General features: G+C 38.9%; 37 protein-coding genes. 35 read left to right on the forward strand and 2 right to left on the reverse strand.

Annotated features, from left to right (window positions below; translation table 11 throughout):
• The 32 genes from rplW to AB1Z56_RS23525 all read left to right on the forward strand — a co-directional run bounded on the left by rplW (position 1) and on the right by AB1Z56_RS23525 (position 18,920).
• Positions 1-291, forward strand: coding sequence for a 50S ribosomal protein L23 (rplW, locus tag AB1Z56_RS23370; protein WP_075990874.1), 291 nt, complete (start codon positions 1-3; stop codon positions 289-291).
• 6 nt (positions 292-297) lie between these two features.
• The gene (rplB, locus tag AB1Z56_RS23375) at positions 298-1,125 is read left to right on the forward strand and encodes a 50S ribosomal protein L2 (RefSeq protein ID WP_046674867.1); all 828 of its coding nucleotides are present in this window, start codon (positions 298-300) and stop codon (positions 1,123-1,125) included.
• Entirely contained in the window at positions 1,125-1,391 is a 267-nt protein-coding gene (gene rpsS, locus AB1Z56_RS23380; protein ID WP_002997495.1) for a 30S ribosomal protein S19, read from the forward strand. The genes rplB and rpsS overlap by 1 nt, the downstream gene beginning before the upstream one ends.
• A 6-nt stretch (positions 1,392-1,397) precedes the next feature.
• Positions 1,398-1,832, forward strand: coding sequence for a 50S ribosomal protein L22 (gene rplV, locus AB1Z56_RS23385; protein ID WP_077438121.1), 435 nt, complete (start codon positions 1,398-1,400; stop codon positions 1,830-1,832).
• A gap of 11 nt (positions 1,833-1,843) precedes the next feature.
• Positions 1,844-2,638 carry a 30S ribosomal protein S3 gene (gene rpsC, locus AB1Z56_RS23390; protein WP_046674869.1) on the forward strand — a complete coding sequence of 265 codons (795 nt, stop codon included), beginning with the start codon at positions 1,844-1,846 and terminating at the stop codon, positions 2,636-2,638.
• A gap of 59 nt (positions 2,639-2,697) precedes the next feature.
• Positions 2,698-3,120: a 50S ribosomal protein L16 gene (rplP, locus tag AB1Z56_RS23395; protein ID WP_046674870.1), complete on the forward strand. Its 423-nt coding sequence runs from the start codon at positions 2,698-2,700 to the stop codon at positions 3,118-3,120.
• Between the two features lie 92 nt (positions 3,121-3,212).
• Complete coding sequence (rpmC, locus tag AB1Z56_RS23400; protein WP_046674871.1) at positions 3,213-3,431, forward strand: 50S ribosomal protein L29; 219 nt, start codon at positions 3,213-3,215, stop codon at positions 3,429-3,431.
• A gap of 14 nt (positions 3,432-3,445) precedes the next feature.
• Complete coding sequence (gene rpsQ, locus AB1Z56_RS23405; protein WP_046674872.1) at positions 3,446-3,700, forward strand: 30S ribosomal protein S17; 255 nt, start codon at positions 3,446-3,448, stop codon at positions 3,698-3,700.
• A 1-nt stretch (position 3,701) separates the two neighbouring features.
• Positions 3,702-4,070, forward strand: coding sequence for a 50S ribosomal protein L14 (rplN, locus tag AB1Z56_RS23410; RefSeq protein WP_046674873.1), 369 nt, complete (start codon positions 3,702-3,704; stop codon positions 4,068-4,070).
• Between the two features lie 2 nt (positions 4,071-4,072).
• On the forward strand, positions 4,073-4,417 hold the full coding sequence (rplX, locus tag AB1Z56_RS23415) for a 50S ribosomal protein L24 (protein ID WP_070570406.1): 345 nt from the start codon (positions 4,073-4,075) through the stop codon (positions 4,415-4,417).
• On the forward strand, positions 4,417-4,986 hold the full coding sequence (rplE, locus tag AB1Z56_RS23420; protein ID WP_046674875.1) for a 50S ribosomal protein L5: 570 nt from the start codon (positions 4,417-4,419) through the stop codon (positions 4,984-4,986). The genes rplX and rplE overlap by 1 nt, the downstream gene beginning before the upstream one ends.
• Positions 4,979-5,248 (forward strand): 30S ribosomal protein S14, encoded by a 270-nt coding sequence (gene rpsN / locus AB1Z56_RS23425; RefSeq protein ID WP_028071569.1) that lies wholly within the window; start codon positions 4,979-4,981, stop codon positions 5,246-5,248. The genes rplE and rpsN overlap by 8 nt, the downstream gene beginning before the upstream one ends.
• A 139-nt stretch (positions 5,249-5,387) precedes the next feature.
• Positions 5,388-5,786 carry a 30S ribosomal protein S8 gene (rpsH, locus tag AB1Z56_RS23430; protein ID WP_046674876.1) on the forward strand — a complete coding sequence of 133 codons (399 nt, stop codon included), beginning with the start codon at positions 5,388-5,390 and terminating at the stop codon, positions 5,784-5,786.
• Positions 5,787-5,807: 21 nt separating this feature from the next.
• Positions 5,808-6,362: a 50S ribosomal protein L6 gene (gene rplF / locus AB1Z56_RS23435; RefSeq protein WP_088160090.1), complete on the forward strand. Its 555-nt coding sequence runs from the start codon at positions 5,808-5,810 to the stop codon at positions 6,360-6,362.
• A gap of 5 nt (positions 6,363-6,367) precedes the next feature.
• The gene (gene rplR, locus AB1Z56_RS23440; RefSeq protein ID WP_426790329.1) at positions 6,368-6,721 is read left to right on the forward strand and encodes a 50S ribosomal protein L18; all 354 of its coding nucleotides are present in this window, start codon (positions 6,368-6,370) and stop codon (positions 6,719-6,721) included.
• A gap of 12 nt (positions 6,722-6,733) precedes the next feature.
• A complete protein-coding gene (gene rpsE, locus AB1Z56_RS23445) occupies positions 6,734-7,252 on the forward strand; it encodes a 30S ribosomal protein S5 (protein ID WP_369012330.1) in 519 nt (172 codons plus the stop codon).
• Positions 7,253-7,257: 5 nt separating this feature from the next.
• Complete coding sequence (gene rpmD / locus AB1Z56_RS23450; protein WP_046674880.1) at positions 7,258-7,437, forward strand: 50S ribosomal protein L30; 180 nt, start codon at positions 7,258-7,260, stop codon at positions 7,435-7,437.
• Positions 7,438-7,554: 117 nt separating this feature from the next.
• Positions 7,555-8,001: a 50S ribosomal protein L15 gene (rplO, locus tag AB1Z56_RS23455; RefSeq protein WP_046674881.1), complete on the forward strand. Its 447-nt coding sequence runs from the start codon at positions 7,555-7,557 to the stop codon at positions 7,999-8,001.
• A 3-nt stretch (positions 8,002-8,004) separates the two neighbouring features.
• Positions 8,005-9,342, forward strand: coding sequence for a preprotein translocase subunit SecY (gene secY, locus AB1Z56_RS23460; protein WP_046674882.1), 1,338 nt, complete (start codon positions 8,005-8,007; stop codon positions 9,340-9,342).
• Positions 9,343-9,351: 9 nt separating this feature from the next.
• A complete protein-coding gene (gene map / locus AB1Z56_RS23465; protein WP_120333131.1) occupies positions 9,352-10,134 on the forward strand; it encodes a type I methionyl aminopeptidase in 783 nt (260 codons plus the stop codon).
• A 74-nt stretch (positions 10,135-10,208) separates the two neighbouring features.
• On the forward strand, positions 10,209-10,427 hold the full coding sequence (gene infA, locus AB1Z56_RS23470; RefSeq protein WP_002997456.1) for a translation initiation factor IF-1: 219 nt from the start codon (positions 10,209-10,211) through the stop codon (positions 10,425-10,427).
• A 45-nt stretch (positions 10,428-10,472) separates the two neighbouring features.
• Complete coding sequence (ykgO, locus tag AB1Z56_RS23475; protein ID WP_086950022.1) at positions 10,473-10,589, forward strand: type B 50S ribosomal protein L36; 117 nt, start codon at positions 10,473-10,475, stop codon at positions 10,587-10,589.
• Positions 10,590-10,619: 30 nt separating this feature from the next.
• Complete coding sequence (rpsM, locus tag AB1Z56_RS23480) at positions 10,620-10,997, forward strand: 30S ribosomal protein S13 (RefSeq protein WP_112373918.1); 378 nt, start codon at positions 10,620-10,622, stop codon at positions 10,995-10,997.
• A 10-nt stretch (positions 10,998-11,007) separates the two neighbouring features.
• The gene (rpsK, locus tag AB1Z56_RS23485; protein ID WP_046674885.1) at positions 11,008-11,397 is read left to right on the forward strand and encodes a 30S ribosomal protein S11; all 390 of its coding nucleotides are present in this window, start codon (positions 11,008-11,010) and stop codon (positions 11,395-11,397) included.
• Positions 11,398-11,457: 60 nt separating this feature from the next.
• Positions 11,458-12,066 carry a 30S ribosomal protein S4 gene (gene rpsD / locus AB1Z56_RS23490; protein WP_309364282.1) on the forward strand — a complete coding sequence of 203 codons (609 nt, stop codon included), beginning with the start codon at positions 11,458-11,460 and terminating at the stop codon, positions 12,064-12,066.
• A gap of 96 nt (positions 12,067-12,162) precedes the next feature.
• Positions 12,163-13,155 (forward strand): DNA-directed RNA polymerase subunit alpha, encoded by a 993-nt coding sequence (locus AB1Z56_RS23495; RefSeq protein WP_046674887.1) that lies wholly within the window; start codon positions 12,163-12,165, stop codon positions 13,153-13,155.
• 109 nt (positions 13,156-13,264) lie between these two features.
• Positions 13,265-13,774 (forward strand): 50S ribosomal protein L17, encoded by a 510-nt coding sequence (rplQ, locus tag AB1Z56_RS23500; RefSeq protein ID WP_293905589.1) that lies wholly within the window; start codon positions 13,265-13,267, stop codon positions 13,772-13,774.
• Positions 13,775-13,930: 156 nt separating this feature from the next.
• Positions 13,931-15,076, forward strand: a complete 1,146-nt coding sequence (locus AB1Z56_RS23505; protein ID WP_426790330.1) for an aspartate aminotransferase family protein — start codon at positions 13,931-13,933, stop codon at positions 15,074-15,076.
• Between the two features lie 144 nt (positions 15,077-15,220).
• Positions 15,221-16,183: an acetylornithine carbamoyltransferase gene (locus tag AB1Z56_RS23510; protein WP_309364276.1), complete on the forward strand. Its 963-nt coding sequence runs from the start codon at positions 15,221-15,223 to the stop codon at positions 16,181-16,183.
• 51 nt (positions 16,184-16,234) lie between these two features.
• A complete protein-coding gene (gene argB, locus AB1Z56_RS23515; protein ID WP_309364274.1) occupies positions 16,235-17,032 on the forward strand; it encodes an acetylglutamate kinase in 798 nt (265 codons plus the stop codon).
• 27 nt (positions 17,033-17,059) lie between these two features.
• A complete protein-coding gene (proC, locus tag AB1Z56_RS23520) occupies positions 17,060-17,866 on the forward strand; it encodes a pyrroline-5-carboxylate reductase (protein WP_309364272.1) in 807 nt (268 codons plus the stop codon).
• Complete coding sequence (locus AB1Z56_RS23525; RefSeq protein ID WP_309364270.1) at positions 17,856-18,920, forward strand: M20 family metallo-hydrolase; 1,065 nt, start codon at positions 17,856-17,858, stop codon at positions 18,918-18,920. The genes proC and AB1Z56_RS23525 overlap by 11 nt, the downstream gene beginning before the upstream one ends.
• A gap of 35 nt (positions 18,921-18,955) precedes the next feature.
• Here the strand turns inward: AB1Z56_RS23525 and AB1Z56_RS23530 are convergent, their stop codons facing one another.
• Positions 18,956-19,429, reverse strand: a complete 474-nt coding sequence (locus tag AB1Z56_RS23530) for an Lrp/AsnC ligand binding domain-containing protein (protein WP_046674894.1) — start codon at positions 19,427-19,429, stop codon at positions 18,956-18,958.
• Positions 19,430-19,818: 389 nt separating this feature from the next.
• Here AB1Z56_RS23530 and AB1Z56_RS23535 point away from each other — a divergent pair, with 389 nt between their 5' ends.
• The gene (locus AB1Z56_RS23535) at positions 19,819-20,865 is read left to right on the forward strand and encodes a hypothetical protein (RefSeq protein WP_309364266.1); all 1,047 of its coding nucleotides are present in this window, start codon (positions 19,819-19,821) and stop codon (positions 20,863-20,865) included.
• Here the strand turns inward: AB1Z56_RS23535 and ruvC are convergent, their stop codons facing one another.
• Positions 20,866-21,432 carry a crossover junction endodeoxyribonuclease RuvC gene (gene ruvC, locus AB1Z56_RS23540; RefSeq protein ID WP_309364264.1) on the reverse strand — a complete coding sequence of 189 codons (567 nt, stop codon included), beginning with the start codon at positions 21,430-21,432 and terminating at the stop codon, positions 20,866-20,868. It abuts the gene before it with no gap.
• Between the two features lie 100 nt (positions 21,433-21,532).
• Between ruvC and AB1Z56_RS23545 the strand changes: the two genes are divergently transcribed.
• Positions 21,533-22,507, forward strand: a complete 975-nt coding sequence (locus AB1Z56_RS23545; protein WP_309364262.1) for a lysylphosphatidylglycerol synthase domain-containing protein — start codon at positions 21,533-21,535, stop codon at positions 22,505-22,507.
• Positions 22,491-23,621, forward strand: coding sequence for a glycosyltransferase (locus tag AB1Z56_RS23550; RefSeq protein ID WP_426790331.1), 1,131 nt, complete (start codon positions 22,491-22,493; stop codon positions 23,619-23,621). Before AB1Z56_RS23545 ends, AB1Z56_RS23550 begins: the two co-directional genes overlap by 17 nt.
• Positions 23,622-23,627 lie beyond the last annotated feature (6 nt).

Below are 23,627 nucleotides of genomic sequence, written 5' to 3' on the forward strand. Positions count from 1 at the left end.
ATGGAAATTATTAAAAAACCTATCTTGACTGAGAAAGCTTCTATGTTAACGGAGAAATTAAACCGTTATGCTTTCAAAGTAGATCACAGAGCAAACAAAATCCAGATTAAAGCAGCTGTTGAGGCTATGTTTGGTGTTACAGTTCTTGCTGTAAACACTGCAGTAGTAGCTGGTAAAGCAAAAAGCCGTTACACAAAAGCAGGTTTCGTATCTGGTAGAGCTCCTAAGTATAAAAAGGCTGTCATTACTATTAAAGACGGCGAAACTATTGACTTTTACAGTACTATATAATACAAAATGGCAGTTAAAAGATTCAAACCGGTAACCCCTGGTACTCGTTTTAGAGTAGGCGCAGACTACTCTGATGTTACTACAAACGTTCCTGAAAAATCGTTAGTAGTAAAAATCAACAAGAAATCAGGCGGTCGTAATAACTCCGGTAAAATGACTATGCGTTATCTCGGTGGGGGACATAAAAAAGTATACCGATTAATTGATTTCAAACGCGATAAAAAAGATATCCCTGCAAAAGTAGCTACTATCGAGTACGATCCAAATCGTACTGCTCGTATTGCTTTGTTGCATTACGCAGATGGTGAAAAACGTTACATCCTTGCTCCAGCTGGTTTAGTAGTTGGTCAAACTGTAATTGCAGGTGATAAAGTTGCCCCAGAAGTTGGTAATACATTACCATTAGCAAACATTCCATTGGGTTCTATCATCCACAACATTGAATTAAATCCTGGTCAAGGTGGTTCAATTGCTCGTTCGGCTGGTACTTATGCTCAATTGTCTGCTCGTGATGGTAAATATGCCATCATCAAATTGCCTTCGAGCGAAACACGTATGATCTTATTGACTTGTGTTGCTACAATTGGTTCAGTATCGAACCATGAAAGATCTAACCAAGTGTTAGGTAAAGCAGGTCGCAAACGTTGGTTAGGTCGTCGTCCAAGAGTTCGTGGTGTTGCGATGAACCCAGTAGATCACCCTATGGGTGGTGGTGAAGGCCGTACTTCAGGAGGTCACCCACGCTCACGTACAGGTGTATTAGCTAAAGGCTTCAAAACACGCTACAAGAAGAAAACATCGAATCGTTACATCATTGAGAGAAGGAAAAAATAATGGCTCGTTCAATTAAAAAAGGTCCTTATATCGATCACAACTTAGAAAGAAAAGTTCTTTCTATGAATGAAACTAACAAAAAGTCAGTTATCAAAACATGGTCTCGTAGATCAATGATTTCACCTGATTTTGTTGGCCATACCTTCGCAGTGCACAACGGGAATAAATTTATCCCTGTTTATGTAACAGAAAATATGGTAGGTCACAAGCTTGGTGAATTCGCGCCTACGCGTACATTCAGAGGCCACGCAGAAAAGAAAAAATAATAGGTAATGGAAGCAACAAAAAAACTTAAAAAGTCTGTCTTAATTAGACAACGTAAAGAGCAAGAGAAAGCTCAACAAGGAGGAGCTTCGGATGCCAAATTATTGAACTGCCCTACTTCGCCTCGTAAGATGCGTTTAGTGGTAGACTTAATTCGCGGTCAACGTGTTGAAAATGCATTATACATTTTGAAACACTCAAGTAAAGAAGCTGCTGCTCGTGTAGAAAAATTATTATTATCTGCAATCAAAAACTGGGAAGCCAAAAACGAAGGTAAATCAGTGGAAGAAAGCGAACTAATTGTAAAAGAAGTATCAGTAGGTGGTGGTCGTCAATTGAAAAGATTGCGTCCGGCTCCTCAAGGTCGCGGATACAGAGTTCGTAAACGTTCAAATCACGTTACTTTGGTAGTTGATAGCAAATTAAACGTTGAACAAAACTAATTTATTGAGAAATGGGACAAAAAGCAAATCCAATAGGTAGCAGATTAGGAATCATCAAAGGTTGGGATTCTAACTGGTTCGGAGGTAAAAACTATTCCGATAAATTAGTTGAAGACGAAAAAATCAGAAAATATCTTTCTGTTCGTATTGCAAAAGGTGGTGTAGCTAAAGTTGTTATCGAAAGAACTTTAAAACGTATCACTGTTACAATTCACACTGCTCGTCCAGGTATCGTTATCGGTAAAGGTGGTCAAGAAGTTGACAAGATCAAAGAAGAGTTGAAAAAACTGACTAAAAAGGATGTTCAAATCAACATTTTCGAGATCAAACGCCCTGAGTTAGATGCTAAGTTAGTAGCTGAAGGTGTCGCTAAACAATTAGAGGCACGTATTTCATTCCGTCGTGCAATGAAAACTTCAATCGCTTCTACCATGCGTATGGGTGCAGAAGGTATCAAAATCATGTGTTCTGGTCGTTTAGGTGGTGCTGAAATGGCGCGTACTGAACAGTACAAAGAAGGAAGAACTCCTTTACACACATTGCGTGCTGATATCGACTACGCTTTAGCTGAAGCATTGACTACATACGGTAAAATCGGTATCAAAGTTTGGATCTGTAAAGGTGAGGTTTACGGTAAACGTGACTTATCTCCAAACATTGGTCAAGCATCTGGTGTAAAATCACGTGGCAACCACGAAGGTGGTGGCGAACGTCGTGACAACCGTAACAACAAAGGTGGTCGCGGTGGAAACAACCGTGGTGGAAACAACCGTGGTGGAAGCAACCGTGGTCCGAAAAAAGATTAATAGTTATTTAGATTACAACAAAAACCTGCTGAAAAAGCAGATTTAAAAAGTATACGAACATGTTACAGCCAAAAAGAACGAAGTTCAGAAAGATGCAGAAAGGCCGCATGAAAGGTAACGCTTCTCGTGGAGCGGAGTTAGCTTTCGGTTCTTTCGGTATCAAAACAATGGAGCAAGCATGGATCACTAGTCGTCAAATCGAGGCAGCTCGTATTGCGGTTACACGTTATATGAAACGTGAAGGTCAAGTTTGGATTCGTATTTTCCCTGACAAACCTGTTACGAAAAAACCTGCAGAGGTACGTATGGGTAAAGGTAAGGGTGCTCCAGAATACTGGGTAGCAGTAGTACGCCCAGGCCGTATGTTATTTGAAGCAGAAGGTGTGCCTTTGGAAATTGCCAAAGAAGCTTTACGCCTTGCAGCTCAAAAACTTCCGGTTCAAACTAAGTTTGTGATTCGTAGAGACTACGTTGAAGCATAAAAATCTTGGTAATGTCATCATTTAAGCGTTAGGGCCGTTACCCCTAACGCTATATATAAAGCGATGATAACCCAAATAACAACTGAAAAAACATGAAAAATTCAGAAATTTTAGAATTATCTAATGAGGACTTAAAAGCTCGTCTTGTAGAAGAGAAAACAGCCCTTACAAAATTGAAATTTGCACATGCTGTTTCAGCTATTGAGAACCCTAACGTGATCAAAGCAGCACGCAAAACTATCGCTCGTATCAGTACAGAGATCAGTGCACGCAAAGCTGCAGCTAAAAACGAAACAGCCTCTGAGGCGTAAAATTTAAAGTCGAAATGGAAAGAAATTTAAGAAAAACAAGAATCGGCTTAGTAGTTAGCAACAAGATGGACAAATCTATCGTGGTATCAGTGGAACGTAAAGTGAAACACCCGATCTATGGTAAGTTCGTTAAAAAAACTACTAAATTTAAAGCTCATGACGAAACTAATACCTGCGGTATCGGCGATACGGTATTAATTATGGAAACTCGTCCGCTGAGTAAAACAAAAAACTGGAGATTAGTAGAAATTATAGAAAGAGCTAAATAACATGGTACAACAAGAATCAAGACTTAATGTAGCTGACAATAGCGGTGCTAAACAAGTTTTAGTAATCCGTGTATTGGGCGGTACGCGCAAGCGTTATGCATCAATCGGAGATAAGATTGTTGTATCGGTGAAAAGCGCTATGCCTTCAGGAAACGTGAAAAAAGGTTCCGTTTCTAAAGCAGTAGTCGTTAGAACGAAAAAGGAAATCCGTCGTAAAGATGGTTCATATATCCGTTTCGATGACAACGCCGCTGTATTATTAAATAATAATGATGAACCACGTGGTACACGTATCTTTGGCCCTGTTGCTAGAGAGTTGCGTGAGAAACAGTTCATGAAAATTGTATCATTAGCACCGGAGGTTTTATAATTATGGCACAGAAAACAAAAACAACTACGCACAAAATCAAAATTAAAAAAGGTGATTTAGTGAAAGTTATCGCTGGTAACTCTAAAGGTGTTCAAGGAAAAGTATTAACTGTTTTAGTGGATAAAAATAGAGCTATCGTTGAGGGCGCTAACATCGTAAAAAAACACACTAAACCAAGTGCAGCTAATCCTAATGGTGGTATCATTGAGAAAGAAGCTGGTATTCACATCTCTAATTTAGCTGTTATCGATCCTAAAACAGGTGCAACTACACGTGTAGGTCGTAAGTTAAATGCAGATGGTAAATTAGTTCGTTACGCTAAAAAATCAGGGGAGGAAATTAAATAATGACTTACGTACCAAGATTAAAAGTGAAATATGCGGAAGAAATCCGTAAAGCACTTCAAGAAAAATTTCAGTATAAAAGTATTATGCAGGTTCCTAAACTTGAGAAAATCGTTGTTTCACAAGGCGTAGGAGCTGCAACAGCTGACAAAAAATTAATCGATAACGCTATCGCTGAGTTGACTTTAATCACAGGTCAACAAGCCGTTGCTACAAAATCGAAAAAAGATATTTCAAACTTTAAATTACGTAAAGGTATGCCTGTAGGGGCACGTGTTACTTTACGTGACAACAATATGTTTGAATTCTTGGATCGTTTGGTAGCAGTATCGCTTCCACGTATTCGTGACTTCCGCGGTATCAACGATAAAGGTTTTGACGGACGTGGTAACTATAACTTAGGTATCACTGAACAAATCATTTTCCCTGAGATCAACATTGACAAAATCAACAAGATCCAAGGTATGGATATCACTTTCGTGACTTCTGCTCAAAATGATGTTGAAGCTTTAGAATTGTTGAAACAATTCGGTTTACCATTTAAAAATCAAAATACTAATAACAATGGCTAAAGAAGGATTAAAAGCACGCGAAGTAAAACGCGCTAAATTGGTAGCTAAATATGCGGCAAAACGTGCAGAATTAAAAGCTGCTGGCGATTACGTTGCATTAGATAAATTACCTAAAAATGCTTCTCCAGTACGTTTACACAATCGTTGTAAATTGACTGGCCGTCCTAAAGGATATATGCGTCAATTTGGTATCTCTCGTGTAACTTTCCGTGAGATGGCTTTAGATGGCAAAATCCCAGGGGTGAAAAAAGCTTCTTGGTAATTTAAAAAAAATACTTAATTTTGCCCGGGCAATTCAATTTAGGATTGCCGGGGTTTTTGCATTTTAAAATTGTTTAACAGATAGAAGGTCCCATACCAACGGTTGGGAGGGAAACCGCTGTCACAAATTTTCATATATAATGACTACAGATCCAATTGCGGATTACCTTACACGAGTAAGGAATGCCATCAAGGCCAACCACAGGGTTGTTGAAATTCCTGCATCGAACCTAAAAAAAGAGATCACTAAAGTTCTTTTTGACAAAGGTTACATTGCTAATTACAAATTCGATGAGAATGGCGTACAGGGTACGATCAAAATCGCATTGAAATATAATCCAATTAGCAAAATTCCGGCTATTCGTACGTTGACACGTGTGAGTAAACCTGGTTTAAGAAAGTATGCAAGCGTTGATACTATGCCTCGTGTTTTGAACGGTTTAGGTATTGCTATCTTGTCGACATCTAAAGGTGTAATGACAGATAAGGAAGCTAGACTTCAAAATGTTGGTGGTGAAGTTTTATGTTACGTTTATTAATCTAGGTAAAAGCACAAAGAAATGTCAAGAATTGGAAAAGCGCCTATCGCTATCCCTGCTGGGGTAACTGTTACTATTTCGGACAAAAACTTAGTTTCAGTAAAAGGTCCTAAAGGCGAATTAACACAACAAGTTGACCGTGACATCACGATTGCTCAAGAAGAAGGCAATATCGTTGTAACACGTCCAACTGATCAAAAGAAACACAAAGCATTACACGGTCTATACCGTTCCCTGTTGGCTAACATGGTTCACGGTGTGACTGAAGGTTACAAAACTACGCAAGAGTTAGTCGGTGTAGGTTACCGTGCTTCAAGTACTGGTAATGTATTAGAGTTAACTTTAGGTTTCTCTCACCAGATTGTTTTTGTATTGCCAAACGAGGTTAAAGTATCAACTACTGCTGACAAAGGTAAAAACCCTACAATCACTTTAGAGTGTGCTGACAAACAATTAATCGGTCAGGTAGCGGCTAAAATCCGTGGCTTCCGTAAACCAGAACCTTACAAAGGAAAAGGTGTGAAGTTTGCAGGTGAAGTGTTGAGAAGAAAAGCAGGTAAATCAGCTAAAAAATAATAATCATGGCAGGACAAAAAGCATCTCGTAGAGAGAGAATCAAAAAAGGAATCAGAAAAAACCTTGCTGGAACGTCTGAACGTCCACGTTTATCGGTTTTTAGAAGTAACAAAGGTATCTATGCGCAAATCATTGATGACAATGCAGGTAAAACATTAGTTGCTGCATCTAGCTTGTCAAAAGAGTTTGTTGCAGCAGGTAACAAAGTTGATCAATCTAAAGCTGTAGGTAAATTGGTGGCTGAAAAAGCAGTAGCAGCAGGTATTAATAAAGTAGTTTTTGACCGTAATGGGTACTTATACCATGGCCGTATCAAATCTTTGGCTGAAGGTGCTCGCGAAGGCGGTTTAGACTTTTAATCATAGAAAGAAATGGCATTAAGCAATATAAAAAGAGTAAAATCAAGCGAAATTGAATTAAAAGATCGCTTAGTAAGTATCCAACGTGTAGCTAAAGTTACTAAAGGTGGTCGTACTTTCAGCTTCTCTGCAATTGTTGTAGTAGGTGATGAAAACGGTATTGTTGGTTACGGTTTAGGTAAAGCGAAAGAGGTAACTGAAGCAATCACTAAAGGTATCGACGACGCAAAGAAAAATTTAGTTAAAGTTCCTATTATCAAAGGTACTGTTCCTCATGAGCAATATGGTAAATATTCTGGTGGTTCAGTTTTGATTAAACCAGCTGTAGGTGGTACAGGAGTTTTAGCAGGTGGTGCAATGCGTGCGGTATTGGAGTCTGCTGGTATCAAAGACGTATTGGCTAAATCATTAGGTTCTTCTAACCCACACAACGTGGTAAAAGCAACTGTAACTGCTTTAGCAAGTATGCGTGATGCATATACAGTAGCACAACACCGCGGTGTCGATTTAAACAAAGTATTTAACGGTTAATTATCATGGCAAAAATCAAAATCACCCAGATAAAGAGCGTTATCGACAGAAGCGAGCGCCAAAAGAAAACTATTGAGGCTTTAGGTTTGAAAAGAATCAACCACTCAGTAGAAGTTGAAGCTACTCCATCAATCATTGGAATGGTACGTAAAGTAAACCATTTAGTAGCTATCGAAACTATTTAATATTAGCATATGGAAAGGGTCTTTTGGCTCTTTCCATTACTTGTATTTATAATAATTATTTTTTAATCGCTAGTACCTGTTTAGTGAGAGCGAAGGGCTAGCACAATTTAGTTAAAAATGAACTTAAGTAATTTAAAACCTGCAAAAGGTGCAGTAAAAAGTAGCAAACGTATTGGCCGTGGTACTGGTTCTGGTCGTGGTGGTACTTCTACACGTGGTCACAAAGGTGCTGGTTCTCGTTCAGGTCACTCGACGAAAATCGGTTTCGAAGGTGGTCAAATGCCTTTGCAACGTCGTGTGCCTAAATTTGGTTTCAAAAACATCAACCGCGTTGAGTACAACGGTGTCAACTTGGATACTTTACAAGCGTTGATCGAGAAATACAATTTAACAGCTGTAGATTTCGACGCATTGAAAGCTCATGGTTTAGTGTCTAAAAATGACAAAGTTAAGATCTTGGGTCGCGGTGAATTGAAAGCTAAAGTTGAAGTAACAGCGCACGCGTTTACTGCTTCTGCTCAAAAAGCTATTGAAGCTGCAGGCGGTTCTATCGTTAAAATTTAATAAATGAAGAAACTAATCACAACCTTAACCAATATTTGGAAAATCGATGATTTACGTACGCGTATTCTAAATACCTTACTTTTTCTTTTGATTTACCGTATTGGATGTCACGTGGTATTACCAGGTGTAAATCCTCATGCTTTGGCTTCTGGTCAAAAAGAGGGTTTATTGGGCTTATTGGATATGTTCGCGGGGGGATCATTCTCTCGTTCGGCTATCTTTGCTTTAGGGGTAATGCCATATATCTCGGCATCCATTGTTGTTCAATTGCTGGGCATCGCGGTTCCTTACTTCCAAAAGATGCAGAAAGAAGGGGAAAGTGGTCGTCAAAAAATGAATCAGATTACTCGCTATTTAACTTTAGGGATTACTTTGCTTCAGGCTTTTGCTTATGTACGTACTCAAATCGAGCCAAGTGCTAAGACAATAGCTGACCCATTATTCACTATTCTGACTGCCATAGTTTTGACAGGCGGTACTTTATTTGTGATGTGGTTAGGGGAAAAAATTACGGATAAAGGTATCGGTAATGGTATTTCTTTGATCATCATGACTGGTATTATCGCTCAATTGCCAAGTGGTATCACTGCGGAATGGGTTTCTAGAATGGCGAAAGGTGGTGGTGGTCCAATTCCATTGTTGCTTGAATTTGTGGCTTTGTTCTTTGTTGTGATCTTTACGATCTTAATCGTACAAGGGGTTCGTAAGATTCCTGTACAATACGCAAAGAAAATCGTTGGAAACAAGCAAGTCGGTGGAGTACGTCAGTATATACCTTTAAAGGTAAATGCTGCAGGTGTAATGCCTATCATTTTTGCGCAGGCAATCATGTTTGTGCCAATGAGTTTGGGACAGTTCTTCCCAAATCTTCAGTCGGAATTTTTGACTTCGTTGAGTAACTATACTTCTGTAGCATACAACGTGACATTTGCGGTGTTAATTATCGCATTTACGTTTTTCTATACAGCGATTATGGTGAACCCACAACAGATGTCGGACGACATGAAGAAGAACGGAGGGTTTGTACCAGGTATTAAACCGGGATTGGAAACTAGTAATTTTATAGACCGCGTAATATCAAATATTACATTTCCAGGTGCAATTTTCTTAGCGATCATTGCTATTCTACCTGCTATTGCAAGTTTGTTTGGTATTAATAATCAATTTGCGCACTTCTACGGTGGTACGTCATTATTGATTTTAGTAGGTGTGGTGTTGGATACTTTGCAACAGATCGAATCTCATTTATTGATGCGTCATTACGATGGATTAATGAAAACAGGTCGTATTAAAGGCCGTTCGGCCGCGTCTGTTGAGGGAATGGATCATTCGGCAATTTAATTTCTTTAGATGTCTAAAGTATTTTATAAGTCAGCAGAAGATATAGAGCAATTGCGAAAGTCAGCAGATGTGCTTTCGCAGTTGCTTGGTGAAATCGCAAAAGTGATTAAACCTGGGGTAAAGACTATATCTCTTGATAAATTAGCTTATGAGTATATTCATGATAACGGCGGGACGCCTGCGTTCTTAAATTATCAAGGATTTCCATATTCTTTGTGTATATCTGTCAACGATCAAATTGTACACGGCTTTCCAAGTGATTATGAAATTAAAGATGGAGATCTTGTTTCGGTCGATGGTGGTGTCAATTTGAATGGCTTTATCAGTGATTCTGCTTATACTTTTGGTGTAGGTGAGATTTCTGAAGAGGCACAGTTGTTACTGGATGTCACAAAAGAATCATTGTACAAAGGTGTTGAACAGGCTGTGGCTGGTAAACGTGTTGGGGATATTTCTTCGGCTGTGCAGGAGTATGTGAACAAATTCGGATTCGGAATTGTTCGTGAGCTGGTTGGACACGGAGTTGGTTACCACTTACATGAAAAACCTGAGGTTCCTAATTATGGAAAACGAGGTGCTGGTCCTAAATTGGAAGAAGGTTTGGTTATTTGTATCGAACCGATGATCAATGCAGGCCGTGCGGGCGTTCGTTTTTGGGACGATGGTTGGACAGTGAGTACAGTGGATGGGAAATTATCGGCGCACTTCGAACAGATGGTTGCAATCCGAAAAGGAGAACCAGATGTGTTGCTGACATTCGAACATGTAGAGAAAGTTTTGAACAAAAAGTAGTTGGTATTCAATTATTTTTATTTATCTTTGCACTCCTGTTCGCAGGCTTTTAAATTAAATTTAATCGAGAATATATGGCTAAACAAGCCTCAATAGAACAAGACGGTATAATTAGAGAGGCACTTTCTAATGCTATGTTTAGGGTAGAGTTGGAAAATGGACATGAAATCATTGCCCATATTTCTGGTAAAATGCGCATGCACTATATCAAAATTTTACCTGGTGATAAAGTTAAATTGGAAATGTCTCCGTATGATTTGACTAAAGGAAGGATTACTTATCGCTATAAATAGCCGTAAGCCCTTGTATTAGCGCAAGCTTTTGAAAAAATAAATATCATGAAAGTAAGAGCATCAATAAAAAAACGTAGCACGGACTGTAAGATCATCCGTCGTAAAGGTAAAGTTTTTGTAATCAACAAAAAGAACCCAAAGTTTAAACAACGTCAGGGTTAATTCATTAAAAAAATAATAGCTTAATATTATATGGCAAGGATAGCAGGTATTGATTTACCTAAAAACAAAAGAGGTGTGATCGGCCTTACCTATATTTTTGGTATCGGTCGTACAAGAGCTGAATATATCTTGGAAAAAGCTGGTATCAGCGAAGATGTGAAGGTACAAGAGTGGAATGATGATCAATTGGCAGCAATTCGTACCATCATTAACGACGAATTGAAGGTTGAAGGTGCATTGCGTTCTGAAATTCAATTAAACATCAAACGTTTAATGGATATCGGTTGTTACCGTGGATTGCGTCACCGTAAACACTTACCAGTTCGTGGTCAACGTACTAAAAACAACTCACGTACTCGTAAAGGTAAACGTAAGACAGTTGCAAACAAGAAAAAAGCTACTAAATAATAAATAAGAAATGGCTAAAACTAAAAAAGCTGCAAAAAAGCGTATCGTTGTTATCGAACCTGTAGGTCAGGCTCACATTAACGCAACGTTTAACAATATCATTGTAACTTTGACGAATAATCAAGGTCAAACTATTTCTTGGTCTAGTGCTGGTAAAATGGGTTTCCGTGGTTCTAAAAAGAACACGCCATATGCTGCTGGTCAGGCTGCACAAGACTGTGGAAAAGTTGCTCACGACTTAGGTTTACGTAAAGTTGAAGTGTTTGTTAAAGGACCTGGTGCTGGTCGTGAATCGGCAATCAGAACATTGCAAACAGTAGGAATTGATGTGACTACTATCAAAGATATCACTCCACTTCCTCACAACGGTTGTCGTCCTCCAAAACGCAGAAGAGTTTAATTAATTTAAAGATAAGATTCATCGGCTATAGGCTGATAGATACTTTAATTGTAAAAGAAAATGGCTAGATATACAGGACCTAAGTCCAAAATTGCCCGTAAATTTAGAGAGCCGATCTTCGGCCCAGATAAAGCGTTAGAAAAGAAAAATTACCCTCCTGGACAACATGGAGCTTCTAAACGCAGAGGTAAACAATCTGAATATGCTATTCAGTTGTTAGAAAAACAAAAAGCAAAATACACTTACGGTGTATTGGAGCGTCAATTCGCAAACTTATTTGCTAAAGCTGCCTCTAAACAAGGTATTACAGGTGAGATCTTCTTGAAATTGTTAGAAGCTCGCTTGGATAACGTAGTTTACCGTTTAGGTATCGCTACTTCTCGTGCCGCTGCTCGTCAGTTGGTATCCCACAAACACGTTACTGTTAACGGCGAAGTTGTTAACATTCCATCATATAGCTTGCGTCCAGGTGACGTTGTAGCAGTTCGTGAACGTTCTCAAACACTTGAAGCCATCACAAATTCAGTTGCAGGTCGTACTGTAAACAAATTTTCTTGGTTAGAGTGGAATGCGAAAGAATTGACAGGTACTTTCTTAAGCTATCCAGAAAGAGCTGACATTCCTGAAAACATTAAAGAGAACTTAATCGTTGAGTTATACTCTAAATAATAAATAAAATAGAAGAATGCATAGTCCAATTTTTGGGGTATGCATCTTCTATTGTATTACAATTATTATTACAAATAAAACATTAAAAGAAAATAAATGGCAATTTTAGCATTTCAAAGACCGGATAAAGTTATCATGCAAAAATCTACGGATTTTGATGGTACGTTTGAATTTCGTCCATTGGAGCCTGGTTTTGGTGTAACCATTGGTAATGCTTTGCGCCGTATTCTATTGTCCTCTTTAGAAGGATATGCAATTACGTCGATAAGGTTTTCTGGCGTTTCGCACGAATTTTCAACGATCAAAGGTGTTGTTGAAGACGTAACTGAGATTATCTTGAACTTGAAACAAATTCGTTTCAAAAAAACAGGTGAGATTGGCGACAACGAAAAGGTATTTGTAGTAATCAATGGTCAAGAACAATTCTTAGCTGGTGATATCACAAAATTCTCTAATAACTTTACGGTCTTAAACCCAGACATGGTAATCTGTAACATGGATAATTCAGTGACAATTGAATTGGAATTGAGTATTGCCAAAGGTCGTGGATACGTAAATGCTGATGAGAATAAAGTTGTTGATGCTCCAGTAGGTGTTATCGCAATCGATTCGATCTTTACTCCGATCAAGAATGTTAAATATACCATTGAGAATTACCGTGTAGAGCAAAAAACTGACTACGAGAAATTGTTGTTGGATATCTCTACTGATGGCTCAATTCACCCCGAAGAAGCTTTGAAAGAAGCTGCTAAGATCTTAATTCAACACTTTATTTTATTCTCTGATGAGAATATGCTTCTTGAGTCTCAAACGAAAGAAGAAACTAAAGTTGTTGATGAAGAAATCTTACATATGCGTAAGATTCTTAAAACAGAATTAGTAGATCTTGATCTTTCAGTTCGTGCATTGAACTGTTTGAAAGCTGCAGATATTCGCACATTGGCTGAGTTAGTAACTTATGACGTAGCTGATATGTTGAAATTCAGAAACTTCGGTAAAAAATCGTTAAGTGAAATCCAAGAGTTGGTTAAATCGAAAGGTTTATCATTCGGAATGAACTTGGCAAAATACAAATTAGACGAAGAATAATAATTTATTAAGCGACCGCTAGTCGTAATTCCTTTTGGCTGTCTGAATATGTGATATTCACCTATTTGACATATACAAAAACGGTACGATTAGTATAATAAAATCCAAAATGAGACACGGAAAAAAAGTAAATCACTTAGGCCGTACGGATAGCCATAGAAAAGCAATGTTGGCTAACATGGCAACGTCATTGATCAAACACAAACGTATTACAACTACTTTGGCTAAAGCTAAAGCATTACGTACGTATGTTGAGCCTTTGATTACTAAATCTAAAAACGATACGACTCACTCACGTCGTACAGTATTCGCTTACTTGAAAGATAAAGACGCAGTTTCTATCTTATTCCGCGAGATTTCTGAAAAAGTAGCTAACCGTCCAGGTGGTTATACTCGTATCATCAAAATGGAAAACCGTTTAGGTGATAACGCAGAAATGGCGTTCATCGAGTTAGTTGATTACAACGAAATCTACGGTAAAAAAGCTGAGGCTACTGAGAAAAAAGCTACTCGTCGTCGTGGTGGTGCTAAAAAAGCTGCTGCTGCTACTGCTGAAACTGAAGCTCCTGCAGAAGTTAAAGCTGAAGTAGAAGGTGAAGAAAAAGTAGACGGAGAATAGTATTCTTCTGATCTAGCATAAAAAAGTCCTCTTTTTAAGAGGACTTTTTTTATTTTATGACCATTCCTACCGTTATAACTAATATATTTGTATTGCTAAAATCTGATAGCTTTTCTATTACTAGCTATTTCGTTTATCAATCTATAATTCATTAAGATGAAACCATTTGATGTTTATCCCATTAATCCCATTAACATAGTAAAGGCTAATGGATCAACGGTGTGGGATGCCGAAGGAAATGCTTACTTGGACTTGTATGGTGGTCATGCTGTGATATCGATCGGACACACGCACCCACATTATGTACAACGTATAACGGAACAATTGAGCCGCATTGGGTTCTATTCTAATTCTGTTGAAATTCCAATTCAGCGTGAACTTGCCCGATTATTGGGCGAAGTTTCGGGTAAGGTTGATTACGATTTATTTCTTTGCAATTCGGGAGCAGAAGCGAACGAAAATGCATTGAAGTTAGCTTCGTTTTATAACAAGCGGAAAAAGGTGATTGCATTTTCAAAAGCTTTTCACGGTAGAACTTCTTTAGCGGTAGCTGCTACGGACAATCCAACGATTGTCGCGCCTGTTAACGAAACAGAGAATGTTGTTTTTCTTCCTTTCAATGATGAGACTGCGCTTAAAGAAGCTTTCGGTACATATGGAGAAGAGATCTCTTCTGTTATCGTAGAGAGCATCCAAGGGGTAGGGGGGATCCGCGAAGCTTCTGTGTCTTTTCTTCGATTGATTCGTTCTCTTTGTGATCAATATAATGCTGTTTTTATTGCTGATGAAGTTCAATGTGGGTATGGTAGGACAGGAATGTTCTATGCACAGGATTATTCAGGAGTTGAAGCTGATATTTATACAATGGCAAAAGGTATGGGTAACGGTTTTCCCATCGGAGCAATAAGTATATCTCCCAAGTTTAAGGCTACTTACGGCAGCCTGGGGACCACTTTTGGTGGAAATCACCTCGCATGTGCAGCAGCTTTGGCTGTTTTGGAAATCATCCAACAGGATAAGTTGATGGAGAATGCTGCAGAAGTGGGCGCATATCTTATCAATGAATTGAAGCAAATGGAGGAAATTGTTGAAGTTCGGGGGAGAGGTTTAATGATTGGTATTGAACTTCCAGAATCTTTGGCACATGTCAAGAAGGATCTCTTATTAAAGAACCGTATCTTTACAGGAGAGGCTAAACCTTTCGTGATTCGTTTACTGCCGGCGCTGAATGTTACGAAGGAACATGCTGATCAATTTTTATCAGCATTAAAAGAACATATCAAAGCGGTCACAGTTGCATAAAGAATTGTAGAGATGCCATCGGATTAGCGCATGAGTTCTTTAGCTTGGGCGGATCTGATTACGCGTTTTAGTAGTTAAAGTATATACGGAGTGTGGAGCAGCCATTTTGTGCTGTTACAAATGCACTCGAATAAATAAATATAGATGAAAAAGTTTTTCTCTGTTAAGGATGTACCTAGTGTCGCGAACGTTGTTCAGGAAGCGTTAAGTCTGAAGGCTGCACCATATGACAATCAGGACCTTGGTAAACATAAAACGCTGGGACTTGTATTTTTGAATCCAAGTTTGCGTACGCGTTTGAGTACACAAAAGGCGGCGATGAATTTGGGTATGAATGTCATGGTCATGAATATGGATAAAGACGGTTGGGCCCTTGAAACACAAGACGGTGTCGTGATGAATGGGACAACTGTGGAGCATATTCGTGAGGCAGCTGCAGTTATGGGTGAGTATTGTGATATTTTGGGACTTCGTTCGTTCCCAAAATTGAAAGATCGTGAAGAAGACTATAGCGAGGACTTGTTCAATAAGTTCATCAAGTACTGCGGTGTACCTGTTGTTTCTTTAGAGAGTGCAACACGTCACCCACTACAGAGCTTGACAGACATCATTACAATAACTGAATATAAGAAGACCGAAAAACCAAAGGTAGTATTGGCTTGGGCTCCGCATGTTAAGGCTTTGCCTCAGGCGGTACCTAATTCTTTTGCGGAATGGATGTGTAAAGCACAAGCGGAGGGATTGGTCGATTTTACGATAGCTCAGCCTATGGGATATGAGTTAAGCGAAGAATTCACTGCTGGAGCAACGATATCTAATAATTTAGAGGAAAGCTTAAAAGATGCTGATTTTGTCTATGTGAAAAACTGGTCGTCTTATCAAGAATATGGTGAAGTGTATGGTGTGGACGAAGATTGGATGATGGATAATAAAAAGCTTAGTTTGACAAACGATGCCAAAATAATGCATTGCTTGCCGGTAAGAAGGGATTTAGAGTTATCTTCTGAAATTTTGGACGGGCCAAATTCACTTGTTATTAAGGAGGCCGGCAATCGTGTATGGGCTGCTCAGGTTGTTTTGAAGCGAATGCTAGAGGATTTGGTATAGTACAGTCCTATTGATTATTGAAAAACTATTTTTATTGGGAAAAGTTGCGTAATGGCTAATAGTGTATTAAATATTATTAAAATTGGCGGAAATATTATTGATGATGAACGCCAGCTGGAATCTTTTTTAGAGAAGTTCTCTGCACTGTCAGGAAAAAAAATTCTTGTACATGGTGGAGGTAAAATTGCAAGTCGTTTGGCCGGTGAACTTGGTATACAAGCACAAATGGTTGAAGGCCGTCGTGTGACAGATGAAGAAATGTTACGCGTCGTAACAATGGTATACGCGGGACTGACAAATAAAACGATTGTTGCCAAGCTACAGAAGTTAAAATGTGATGCTGTAGGTTTAACAGGTGCCGATGGTGATGTCATAAAGGCTATAAAACGGCCTGTTAAGGATATTGACTACGGTTTTGTTGGTGATTTGCTGCACGATTCGGTGAATACCTTGGCGATCAAGAAGTTTTTGGAAGCGGGGTTTGTTCCAGTATTTTCGGCTATTACACATAATGGTCTTGGTCAGTTGTTAAATACAAATGCGGATACGATCGCTTCTTCTTTAGCCGTATCTTTGGCTTCGTTGTACGAAACCTCGTTGGTATATTGTTTTGAGAAGAATGGGGTTTTACGTGATGTAACAGATGAGAATTCAGTTATCCCGACAATCAAATCGGAGGAGTTTGAATATCTCAAGGAGGCTGGCGTAGTGAACGACGGGATGATTCCTAAACTGGAAAATGCATTCAATGCTATAAATAAAGGTGTTCAAGAGGTCTATATTGGAAATGCCAATAATTTGCATCTGTTTCAACAGGGACAATTTGGGACTTGCTTGACATTAAAATAAAAATCTAACCTAAACCCAACGATCGCTATGAAAAAGGTCACCATTATCGGAAGTGGTAATATCGGTCTTTCTTTGGCAAAAGGACTTGTAAAAAGTGAATTTGCGGATGCTGCCGATATTACATTGACGCGGAGAAATTTGAGTGCATTGGCTGAGGAAGCGAGCCAAGGTTTCTCGGTCAGTAATGATAATAAGCTTGCTGTAAAGGGAGCTGATATTGTCGTATTTGCCATCTTACCTCAGCAACTTAAAAAGGTATTGGTTGAAGTCGCACCAGTAATTGATAAAGAAAAACAGATTTTTGTTTCAATTGTTTCTGGAGTTTCTTGTGCAGATTTACGAGCGGAGTTGGGCGCTGATGCAACCGTGATACGTGCTATGCCAAATACGGCAATAGCTATCGCCCAGTCGATGACTTGTATTGCCAGTGACAATGGTTCCGATGAGAGTGTGAAGGAAGTTGAAAAGATGTTTGAAACAGTTGGTTCGGTGGTCGTCATCAATGAAGACCTTATGACATCGGCTACAGCATTGTGTGCTTGCGGTATTGCGTTCTTCCTACGTGCTATTCGCGCGGCTTCGCAAGGTGGAGTTGAAATTGGGTTTCATGCACATGACGCGCTTAAAATGGCAGTTCAAACTGCAAAAGGGGCTGCTGATTTGCTATTGCATACCAATGCTCATCCAGAAGGGGAAATCGATAAGGTGACATCTCCAAAAGGCTGTACAATTGCGGGATTGAATGAAATGGAACATAATGGTTTTAGTTCAGCATTTATAAAAGGAATTAAACTGTCTGCGGATAAAGCCGGAGGATTATATCATGAAGGATAGGGATAACTTGTTTGAAGATGCGCTGACCCTTTTAAAACAATTAATCGGACTATCATCTTTAAGTAAAGAGGAACAACTTACTGCAGATTTAATTGAAGGTTTCTTTCAGGAACGGGATATCAAAACACATCGAAAGGGTCATAATATCTGGGTATATAACGTTCACTATGATATTAATAAGCCAACGATACTGCTCAACTCTCATCACGATACGGTAAAACCAAATACGGGTTATACGAGAGATCCTTTAGCCGCAACCGTAGAGGAGGGGAAATTGTATGGATTGGGGAGCAATGATGCAGGTGGCTGTTTGGTGTCGCTGATAGCCGCATTTTTATATTTTTATCGGCAGAATGATTTAAAATATAACTTCTGTCTTGTTGCCAGTGCTGAAGAAGAGATTTCGGGTAAGAATGGTGTAGAATCTGTTTTGGATGCTATTGGTCCAATTGACTTTGCTATTGTGGGCGAACCTACTTTGTTGGATTTGGCCGTTGCAGAAAAAGGACTGATGGTGTTGGACTGCACCGCTATCGGGACCGCTGGACACGCGGCGCGTAACGAAGGGGACAATGCGATCTATAAAGCGATCAAAGATATTGAATGGTTTCAAAATTATATATTTGAGCATACGTCGCCAACCTTAGGTCCTATCAAGATGTCGGTAACAGTAATTCAGGCGGGATCACAGCACAATGTTGTACCGGCTACCTGTAACTTTGTTGTTGATGTGAGAACCACAGACGCTTATTCCAACGAAGAGACGCTGGATATCATTAAGTCTCATGTGAATTCGGAGGTTGTAGCGAGATCGACGCGTCTGAAGTCTTCTTCTATTCCTGAATCACACCCAATTGTCAAGGCTGGTATTGAGCTGGGACGTAAAGTATATGGCTCACCGACGATGAGCGATCAGGCTCTTATTCCGGTACCTTCTCTGAAGCTGGGACCCGGTGATAGCGCTCGGTCGCATATGGCAGATGAGTTTATTTATATCGATGAAATTAAAGCTGGGATCGATCTCTATATTGCTATGTTAGAAAAGATAGTATAAAAAAAGCTTCCATTTTTATGGAAGCTTTTTTTATACTAGACTAAGCTGATTTGACGTTTAATACTCTCTTCGAGGGAGATGATCGTCTCGGTACGTTGAATCCCAGGTACAGATTGAATATCTTCATTCAATACTTTTCTGAGATGAACTGTATCTCTACAGATTATTTTTGCAAAAATACTGTATTGGCCAGTACAATAATGTAATTCGACCACTTCTTTGATTTCTTTCAATTTATCTACCGCATCTGCATATTGTGAACCTTTTTCAAGATAGATACCCAAAAAGGCTGTGATATCAAACCCGACTTTTTGAGGATTGATAATTAGATTTGACCCTCTAATGATACCTAGTTCTTCCATCTTCTTCATTCTAACGTGAATTGTACCTCCTGATACGATTAGCTTTTTTGCTATTTCTGTATAAGGAATAGAGGCATCGTTCATTAGAATAGACAAGATTTGGATATCCAAATTGTCTAGATCATAGTTTGCATATTGATTTTCCATTAACAATGGTTTTTGTGTTCATTAATTGGTCGTTGCATCAAAATCTGACCAATAGCTAAAATAATTAAATTTATTTCAAAATTACTAAGAATTTTCGGTTTATAGATGTAAATTTAATAAAAAATACTTATTCATATTGATAATGTTATATGTTTTTGATTGAAAGTGCTTATAATTGTTTTAGCGCTGATTTTATTGCAGGTTAAGTGATTGTTTTCATGGTTGATATCAAGATTGAGATAAATTATTTTAGTATCGCCCTCTTATTGACAAAAAATTGGCGGTATATTAAGACACCTGATCAGTTCGTTTGATGGAGGGGATAGGATATAAAAAGGAGTAGAGTTCGTAATGCTGATGTAAATAAAAAATCTAAATACGGAATAGCGATGGAAGAAGTTCAAGATGTAAAGATTTCGAAAAAGAAACCGATTTTTGAAGTAGGGGAGGGACTTCATAAATATCTTAAAATGTATCAGCGTGATGAAAAGCTGCCGATAGGCTACAAGGATCTACTGAATTTTACGGAGACCGTACCTGTCATGGATAAATTTGGTAACGACACTTTTTGGGAAACCCCCATGTATCCGCAATACCTTATGGACCAATTATATGACGGGTTGAAGGTGATTTATGCTAAACTGAAAGCATCGGGCAATACCCGAATCGTACAGCATAAATATATCGATCGCGTAGAATACTGTGGTTTTGGCAATACTAAGCCCTTTCGCATTCGTATTGTTAACCGATTAAATGATGTTTACGATTATTTTTACATCAAACAGGCCGATGCTTCGCGTATTTACGGATTGGAATTGGAAGAAATATTGTCCCCCAATCAGGTGAATTATATGGTAGATCACGATACGCTGGTTGAAGAACATATTGTTGGGATCCCAGGAGATACATTTTCAAAAACACGGATGTTCTCACCTGATTACAATTTAACCCGTATTTCCAAAGAATTTGTCAAGTTTAACGAACGATGTATTATCACGCTGCTGGGTGATATGCGGGCCTACAATTTTGTCATGCAGATCACGCCGGATTTTGACGATTTTCAGTTTAGGATTAGAGCCATAGATTTTGACCAGCAATTTTATGAAGGAAATCCGAAAGTGTATATGCCGCAATTTTTCAAGGAGAATCTTCCTTATGTGAAATTGGCGATGGAACATTTAAATGAGAAAACTGTACTGCAATACCAGCAGGAAGAGCGTTCTTCCATTGTGCACAGGGTGCGGAGCGAAAGACATCGGATCGCTGATCTGCGGGACGCCTCACAAACGCAGGTGCTCTCGACCTTGGAAAATATCAAACAGTTACGGGAAGGCTATGCTGAATTTTATCAGAATAATTCTTACCTCAAATGTAAAACGATGACCGATATTGTGGAGTTAAATGTGAAGAATGTGATTCGTCAGGTGCAAATGTAATTACTTGATTCTATCTTTATTGTCTTTGATGAAAGCTGACCATCCCGAGTAGGATTTGCTGCTGCCAGATACGGCATTCTTCTGAAAGGAATGACATACGGCAATTGCTAAACCGTCGGTGGCATCCAGAAATTGAGGTGTTTCCTCAAATTTTAATAGATTTTTTAGCATCGCAGATACCTGTTCCTTCGTGGCATTCCCATTTCCTGTAACGGATTGTTTTATTTTTCTTGGAGAATATTCAAAGATGGGAATATCCTGAGCAAGTGCCGCAGCCATGGCAACACCTTGAGCCCGGCCCAATTTGAGCATGACCTGTATGTTTTTACCATAAAATGGAGATTCGAGGGCGACACAGTCGGGATTATATTCTTGCATTAAGGCAGAAGTCTTCTTAAAAATGCGCTGTAGTTTTAAGGCATGGTCATCTAAATGTCCCATTTTGATGACCCCCATTGAAATTAAAGATAGGGTATTACCCACTTCCTTGATGATGCCATATCCGAGTATAACGGTGCCGGGGTCGATACCTAAAATTATTCTTTCTTTCGCCTTTTCCTTCTGCATATACAATATTACAAATTTTGCGTTTTATTCGCGGATTGCATTCGACAAAACTTAATCATTTGGCTAAAATTTAGTAACATTGCTCTCTAATTATCAAAAGTTGACTGGAAGACAAAAAAAATATATCAGTCTTTTATTGAAGATACTGGTTTTTGCCCTTGCGACCTGGTATATTGTCGTGAAGGTATCCGATAGAAGCAATATTGAGAAGTTTAAAACCCTAATTGCAGGTTTAGAACAGCATTCCGTTGTATGGACCCTTATTTTGATTGTGGTTTTAATGCTAGTCAATTGGTTGCTTGAAGTTGTCAAATGGCGGTATCTTGCATCTAAACTGGAGCGTATTTCATTTTGGCAGTCATTCCAATCCGTTTTTTGTGGACTTACTTGGGCTATTTTTACACCCAATCGGATTGGCGAGTATGGTGGACGGGTTCTGTTTTTGCAACCTCAAAATAGGGCAAAAGGAGCTGTCGCGATGGGCGTTGGATTATTTGCACAGCTTGTGCTAACGAGCGTTGCCGGCGCATTAAGTATTGCTTGGTTTATTTGTCAGTTTCTTTCTACACCTTTAACCGTACAATTTGGCGTATGGCTGCTTGCCATTATCTATGCCGCGGGATTTGTTATCTTATATTTCAACGTAAAATGGATTGATGCATTGGTCGGTAAAATAAAGTTCCTTGCGCGGATTAAACCTTTCTTTGAGGTATTGGAACACTATTCAACGCGTGAGCTTTGTATTGTTCTTTTAAATTCTTTGGCGCGATTTATCATTTTCACTTCCCAGTATATCATCTTGATGAAACTGACTTTACCCGAGCTACCGCTTTTATCCATGATTCTGATGATTTTTATCCTGTTTTTTGTTCAGGCGGCCCTACCAACATTGGATATTTTCGATTTCAGTGTTAGAAGTTTTGTAGCAAGCAATCTATATAGCTATATTACCACACAGGAAATTGCTGTTATGGCTATTGTTTCCTGTATTTGGTTCGTTAATTTAATTCTTCCAGCTATATTTGGTTCTATTTTTGTTTTTAAGATTAATTTTTTCGGTGATACAAATTCTTAACTATTTATTGATCATTTTTGCTTGCGTATACGCAATTCTAGTTTTATGGATGCGTAGAGGCTGGAGCCTCATCCCAGTGCCCAACAATCTTGCCCGTCCAACAAAGTCCATATCTGTGATTATTGCCGCACGTAATGAAGAGTTCAATATTAGACGCACCATTAAATCTATCTTGGGACAGAATTATCCGCCAGCTCTCCTGGAGCTTATTATAATCGACGACCATTCAGACGACAATACGTCGTTGATTGTGAAAGAATATGCAGAGCAAGGTGTTAAACTTATTCAATTGAACGAAAATGGCCGTTTGAACTCATACAAGAAGCTGGCGATTTCAAGGGCTATAGAATGCTGTCAAGGGGAAATTATCATAACTACCGATGCAGACTGTCGAATGGGACCGAATTGGTTAGCAACGGTTATCAGTACATTTGAAAAGGAAGATGCTTATCTACAGTCTTCTCCCGTGCTCTATTCAGAAGAAAAGAGTTTCTTTGAACGGCTGCAGACCTTGGAATTCTTGTATTTGATAGGTCTGGGTGCAGCTGGCATTGGCAACAAAAAACCGACAACCTGTAATGGTGCGAATTTGGCTTATCGAAAAGATATTTTTAAACAAATGGGCGGATTTAAGGGAATTGATGAACTTGCATCCGGTGATGATGAACTTTTTCTACACAAAGTTGCTGGACAATATCCTGAAAGAATCACGTTTTGCAAGTCAAAAGAGGCTGTTGTTTATACGGATGCCAAACCAGATTTGAAGTCATTCATTAGCCAGCGCAGACGCTGGGCTTCAAAAAGTACAAAATATAAAAACAAAGGTGTCATTGCATTGGGGATTTCCATTTGGTTTTTCAATTTATTGATTTTGGTTGCTGCAGTTCTTGCGCTTTGTGGTGTGAAATTTGTAGCGTGGGTCGTACTGTTCGCGTTGCTATTAAAGATGACTGTGGAATTTCTTTTTATTCAGCCTTTGACCACATTTGCGTGTAGAAAAGAACTTTTATTATACCTTCCGTTACTGAGCTTAGCCCATGTTCTTTATTTAGCCTATATCGGCATACTGGGCAATGTCGGGAAATATGATTGGAAAGGAAGGCAAGTGAAGTAGATCGTC

Source organism: Sphingobacterium sp. WOUb80 (assembly GCF_050058145.1).
Lineage (GTDB): Bacteria > Bacteroidota > Bacteroidia > Sphingobacteriales > Sphingobacteriaceae > Sphingobacterium.

Excerpts from the sequence above, each read along its gene's own strand:
- rplW (WP_075990874.1), top strand. The coding sequence starts at position 1 with ATGGAAATTATTAAAAAACCTATCTTGACTGAGAAAGCTTCTATGTTA.
- rplB (WP_046674867.1), top strand. The coding sequence starts at position 298 with ATGGCAGTTAAAAGATTCAAACCGGTAACCCCTGGTACTCGTTTTAGA.
- rpsS (WP_002997495.1), top strand. The coding sequence starts at position 1,125 with ATGGCTCGTTCAATTAAAAAAGGTCCTTATATCGATCACAACTTAGAA.
- rplV (WP_077438121.1), top strand. The coding sequence starts at position 1,398 with ATGGAAGCAACAAAAAAACTTAAAAAGTCTGTCTTAATTAGACAACGT.
- rpsC (WP_046674869.1), top strand. The coding sequence starts at position 1,844 with ATGGGACAAAAAGCAAATCCAATAGGTAGCAGATTAGGAATCATCAAA.
- rplP (WP_046674870.1), top strand. The coding sequence starts at position 2,698 with ATGTTACAGCCAAAAAGAACGAAGTTCAGAAAGATGCAGAAAGGCCGC.
- rpmC (WP_046674871.1), top strand. The coding sequence starts at position 3,213 with ATGAAAAATTCAGAAATTTTAGAATTATCTAATGAGGACTTAAAAGCT.
- rpsQ (WP_046674872.1), top strand. The coding sequence starts at position 3,446 with ATGGAAAGAAATTTAAGAAAAACAAGAATCGGCTTAGTAGTTAGCAAC.
- rplN (WP_046674873.1), top strand. The coding sequence starts at position 3,702 with ATGGTACAACAAGAATCAAGACTTAATGTAGCTGACAATAGCGGTGCT.
- rplX (WP_070570406.1), top strand. The coding sequence starts at position 4,073 with ATGGCACAGAAAACAAAAACAACTACGCACAAAATCAAAATTAAAAAA.
- rplE (WP_046674875.1), top strand. The coding sequence starts at position 4,417 with ATGACTTACGTACCAAGATTAAAAGTGAAATATGCGGAAGAAATCCGT.
- rpsN (WP_028071569.1), top strand. The coding sequence starts at position 4,979 with ATGGCTAAAGAAGGATTAAAAGCACGCGAAGTAAAACGCGCTAAATTG.
- rpsH (WP_046674876.1), top strand. The coding sequence starts at position 5,388 with ATGACTACAGATCCAATTGCGGATTACCTTACACGAGTAAGGAATGCC.
- rplF (WP_088160090.1), top strand. The coding sequence starts at position 5,808 with ATGTCAAGAATTGGAAAAGCGCCTATCGCTATCCCTGCTGGGGTAACT.
- rplR (WP_426790329.1), top strand. The coding sequence starts at position 6,368 with ATGGCAGGACAAAAAGCATCTCGTAGAGAGAGAATCAAAAAAGGAATC.
- rpsE (WP_369012330.1), top strand. The coding sequence starts at position 6,734 with ATGGCATTAAGCAATATAAAAAGAGTAAAATCAAGCGAAATTGAATTA.
- rpmD (WP_046674880.1), top strand. The coding sequence starts at position 7,258 with ATGGCAAAAATCAAAATCACCCAGATAAAGAGCGTTATCGACAGAAGC.
- rplO (WP_046674881.1), top strand. The coding sequence starts at position 7,555 with ATGAACTTAAGTAATTTAAAACCTGCAAAAGGTGCAGTAAAAAGTAGC.
- secY (WP_046674882.1), top strand. The coding sequence starts at position 8,005 with ATGAAGAAACTAATCACAACCTTAACCAATATTTGGAAAATCGATGAT.
- map (WP_120333131.1), top strand. The coding sequence starts at position 9,352 with ATGTCTAAAGTATTTTATAAGTCAGCAGAAGATATAGAGCAATTGCGA.
- infA (WP_002997456.1), top strand. The coding sequence starts at position 10,209 with ATGGCTAAACAAGCCTCAATAGAACAAGACGGTATAATTAGAGAGGCA.
- ykgO (WP_086950022.1), top strand. The coding sequence starts at position 10,473 with ATGAAAGTAAGAGCATCAATAAAAAAACGTAGCACGGACTGTAAGATC.
- rpsM (WP_112373918.1), top strand. The coding sequence starts at position 10,620 with ATGGCAAGGATAGCAGGTATTGATTTACCTAAAAACAAAAGAGGTGTG.
- rpsK (WP_046674885.1), top strand. The coding sequence starts at position 11,008 with ATGGCTAAAACTAAAAAAGCTGCAAAAAAGCGTATCGTTGTTATCGAA.
- rpsD (WP_309364282.1), top strand. The coding sequence starts at position 11,458 with ATGGCTAGATATACAGGACCTAAGTCCAAAATTGCCCGTAAATTTAGA.
- AB1Z56_RS23495 (WP_046674887.1), top strand. The coding sequence starts at position 12,163 with ATGGCAATTTTAGCATTTCAAAGACCGGATAAAGTTATCATGCAAAAA.
- rplQ (WP_293905589.1), top strand. The coding sequence starts at position 13,265 with ATGAGACACGGAAAAAAAGTAAATCACTTAGGCCGTACGGATAGCCAT.
- AB1Z56_RS23505 (WP_426790330.1), top strand. The coding sequence starts at position 13,931 with ATGAAACCATTTGATGTTTATCCCATTAATCCCATTAACATAGTAAAG.
- AB1Z56_RS23510 (WP_309364276.1), top strand. The coding sequence starts at position 15,221 with ATGAAAAAGTTTTTCTCTGTTAAGGATGTACCTAGTGTCGCGAACGTT.
- argB (WP_309364274.1), top strand. The coding sequence starts at position 16,235 with ATGGCTAATAGTGTATTAAATATTATTAAAATTGGCGGAAATATTATT.
- proC (WP_309364272.1), top strand. The coding sequence starts at position 17,060 with ATGAAAAAGGTCACCATTATCGGAAGTGGTAATATCGGTCTTTCTTTG.
- AB1Z56_RS23525 (WP_309364270.1), top strand. The coding sequence starts at position 17,856 with ATGAAGGATAGGGATAACTTGTTTGAAGATGCGCTGACCCTTTTAAAA.
- AB1Z56_RS23530 (WP_046674894.1), bottom strand. The coding sequence starts at position 19,429 with ATGGAAAATCAATATGCAAACTATGATCTAGACAATTTGGATATCCAA.
- AB1Z56_RS23535 (WP_309364266.1), top strand. The coding sequence starts at position 19,819 with ATGGAAGAAGTTCAAGATGTAAAGATTTCGAAAAAGAAACCGATTTTT.
- ruvC (WP_309364264.1), bottom strand. The coding sequence starts at position 21,432 with ATGCAGAAGGAAAAGGCGAAAGAAAGAATAATTTTAGGTATCGACCCC.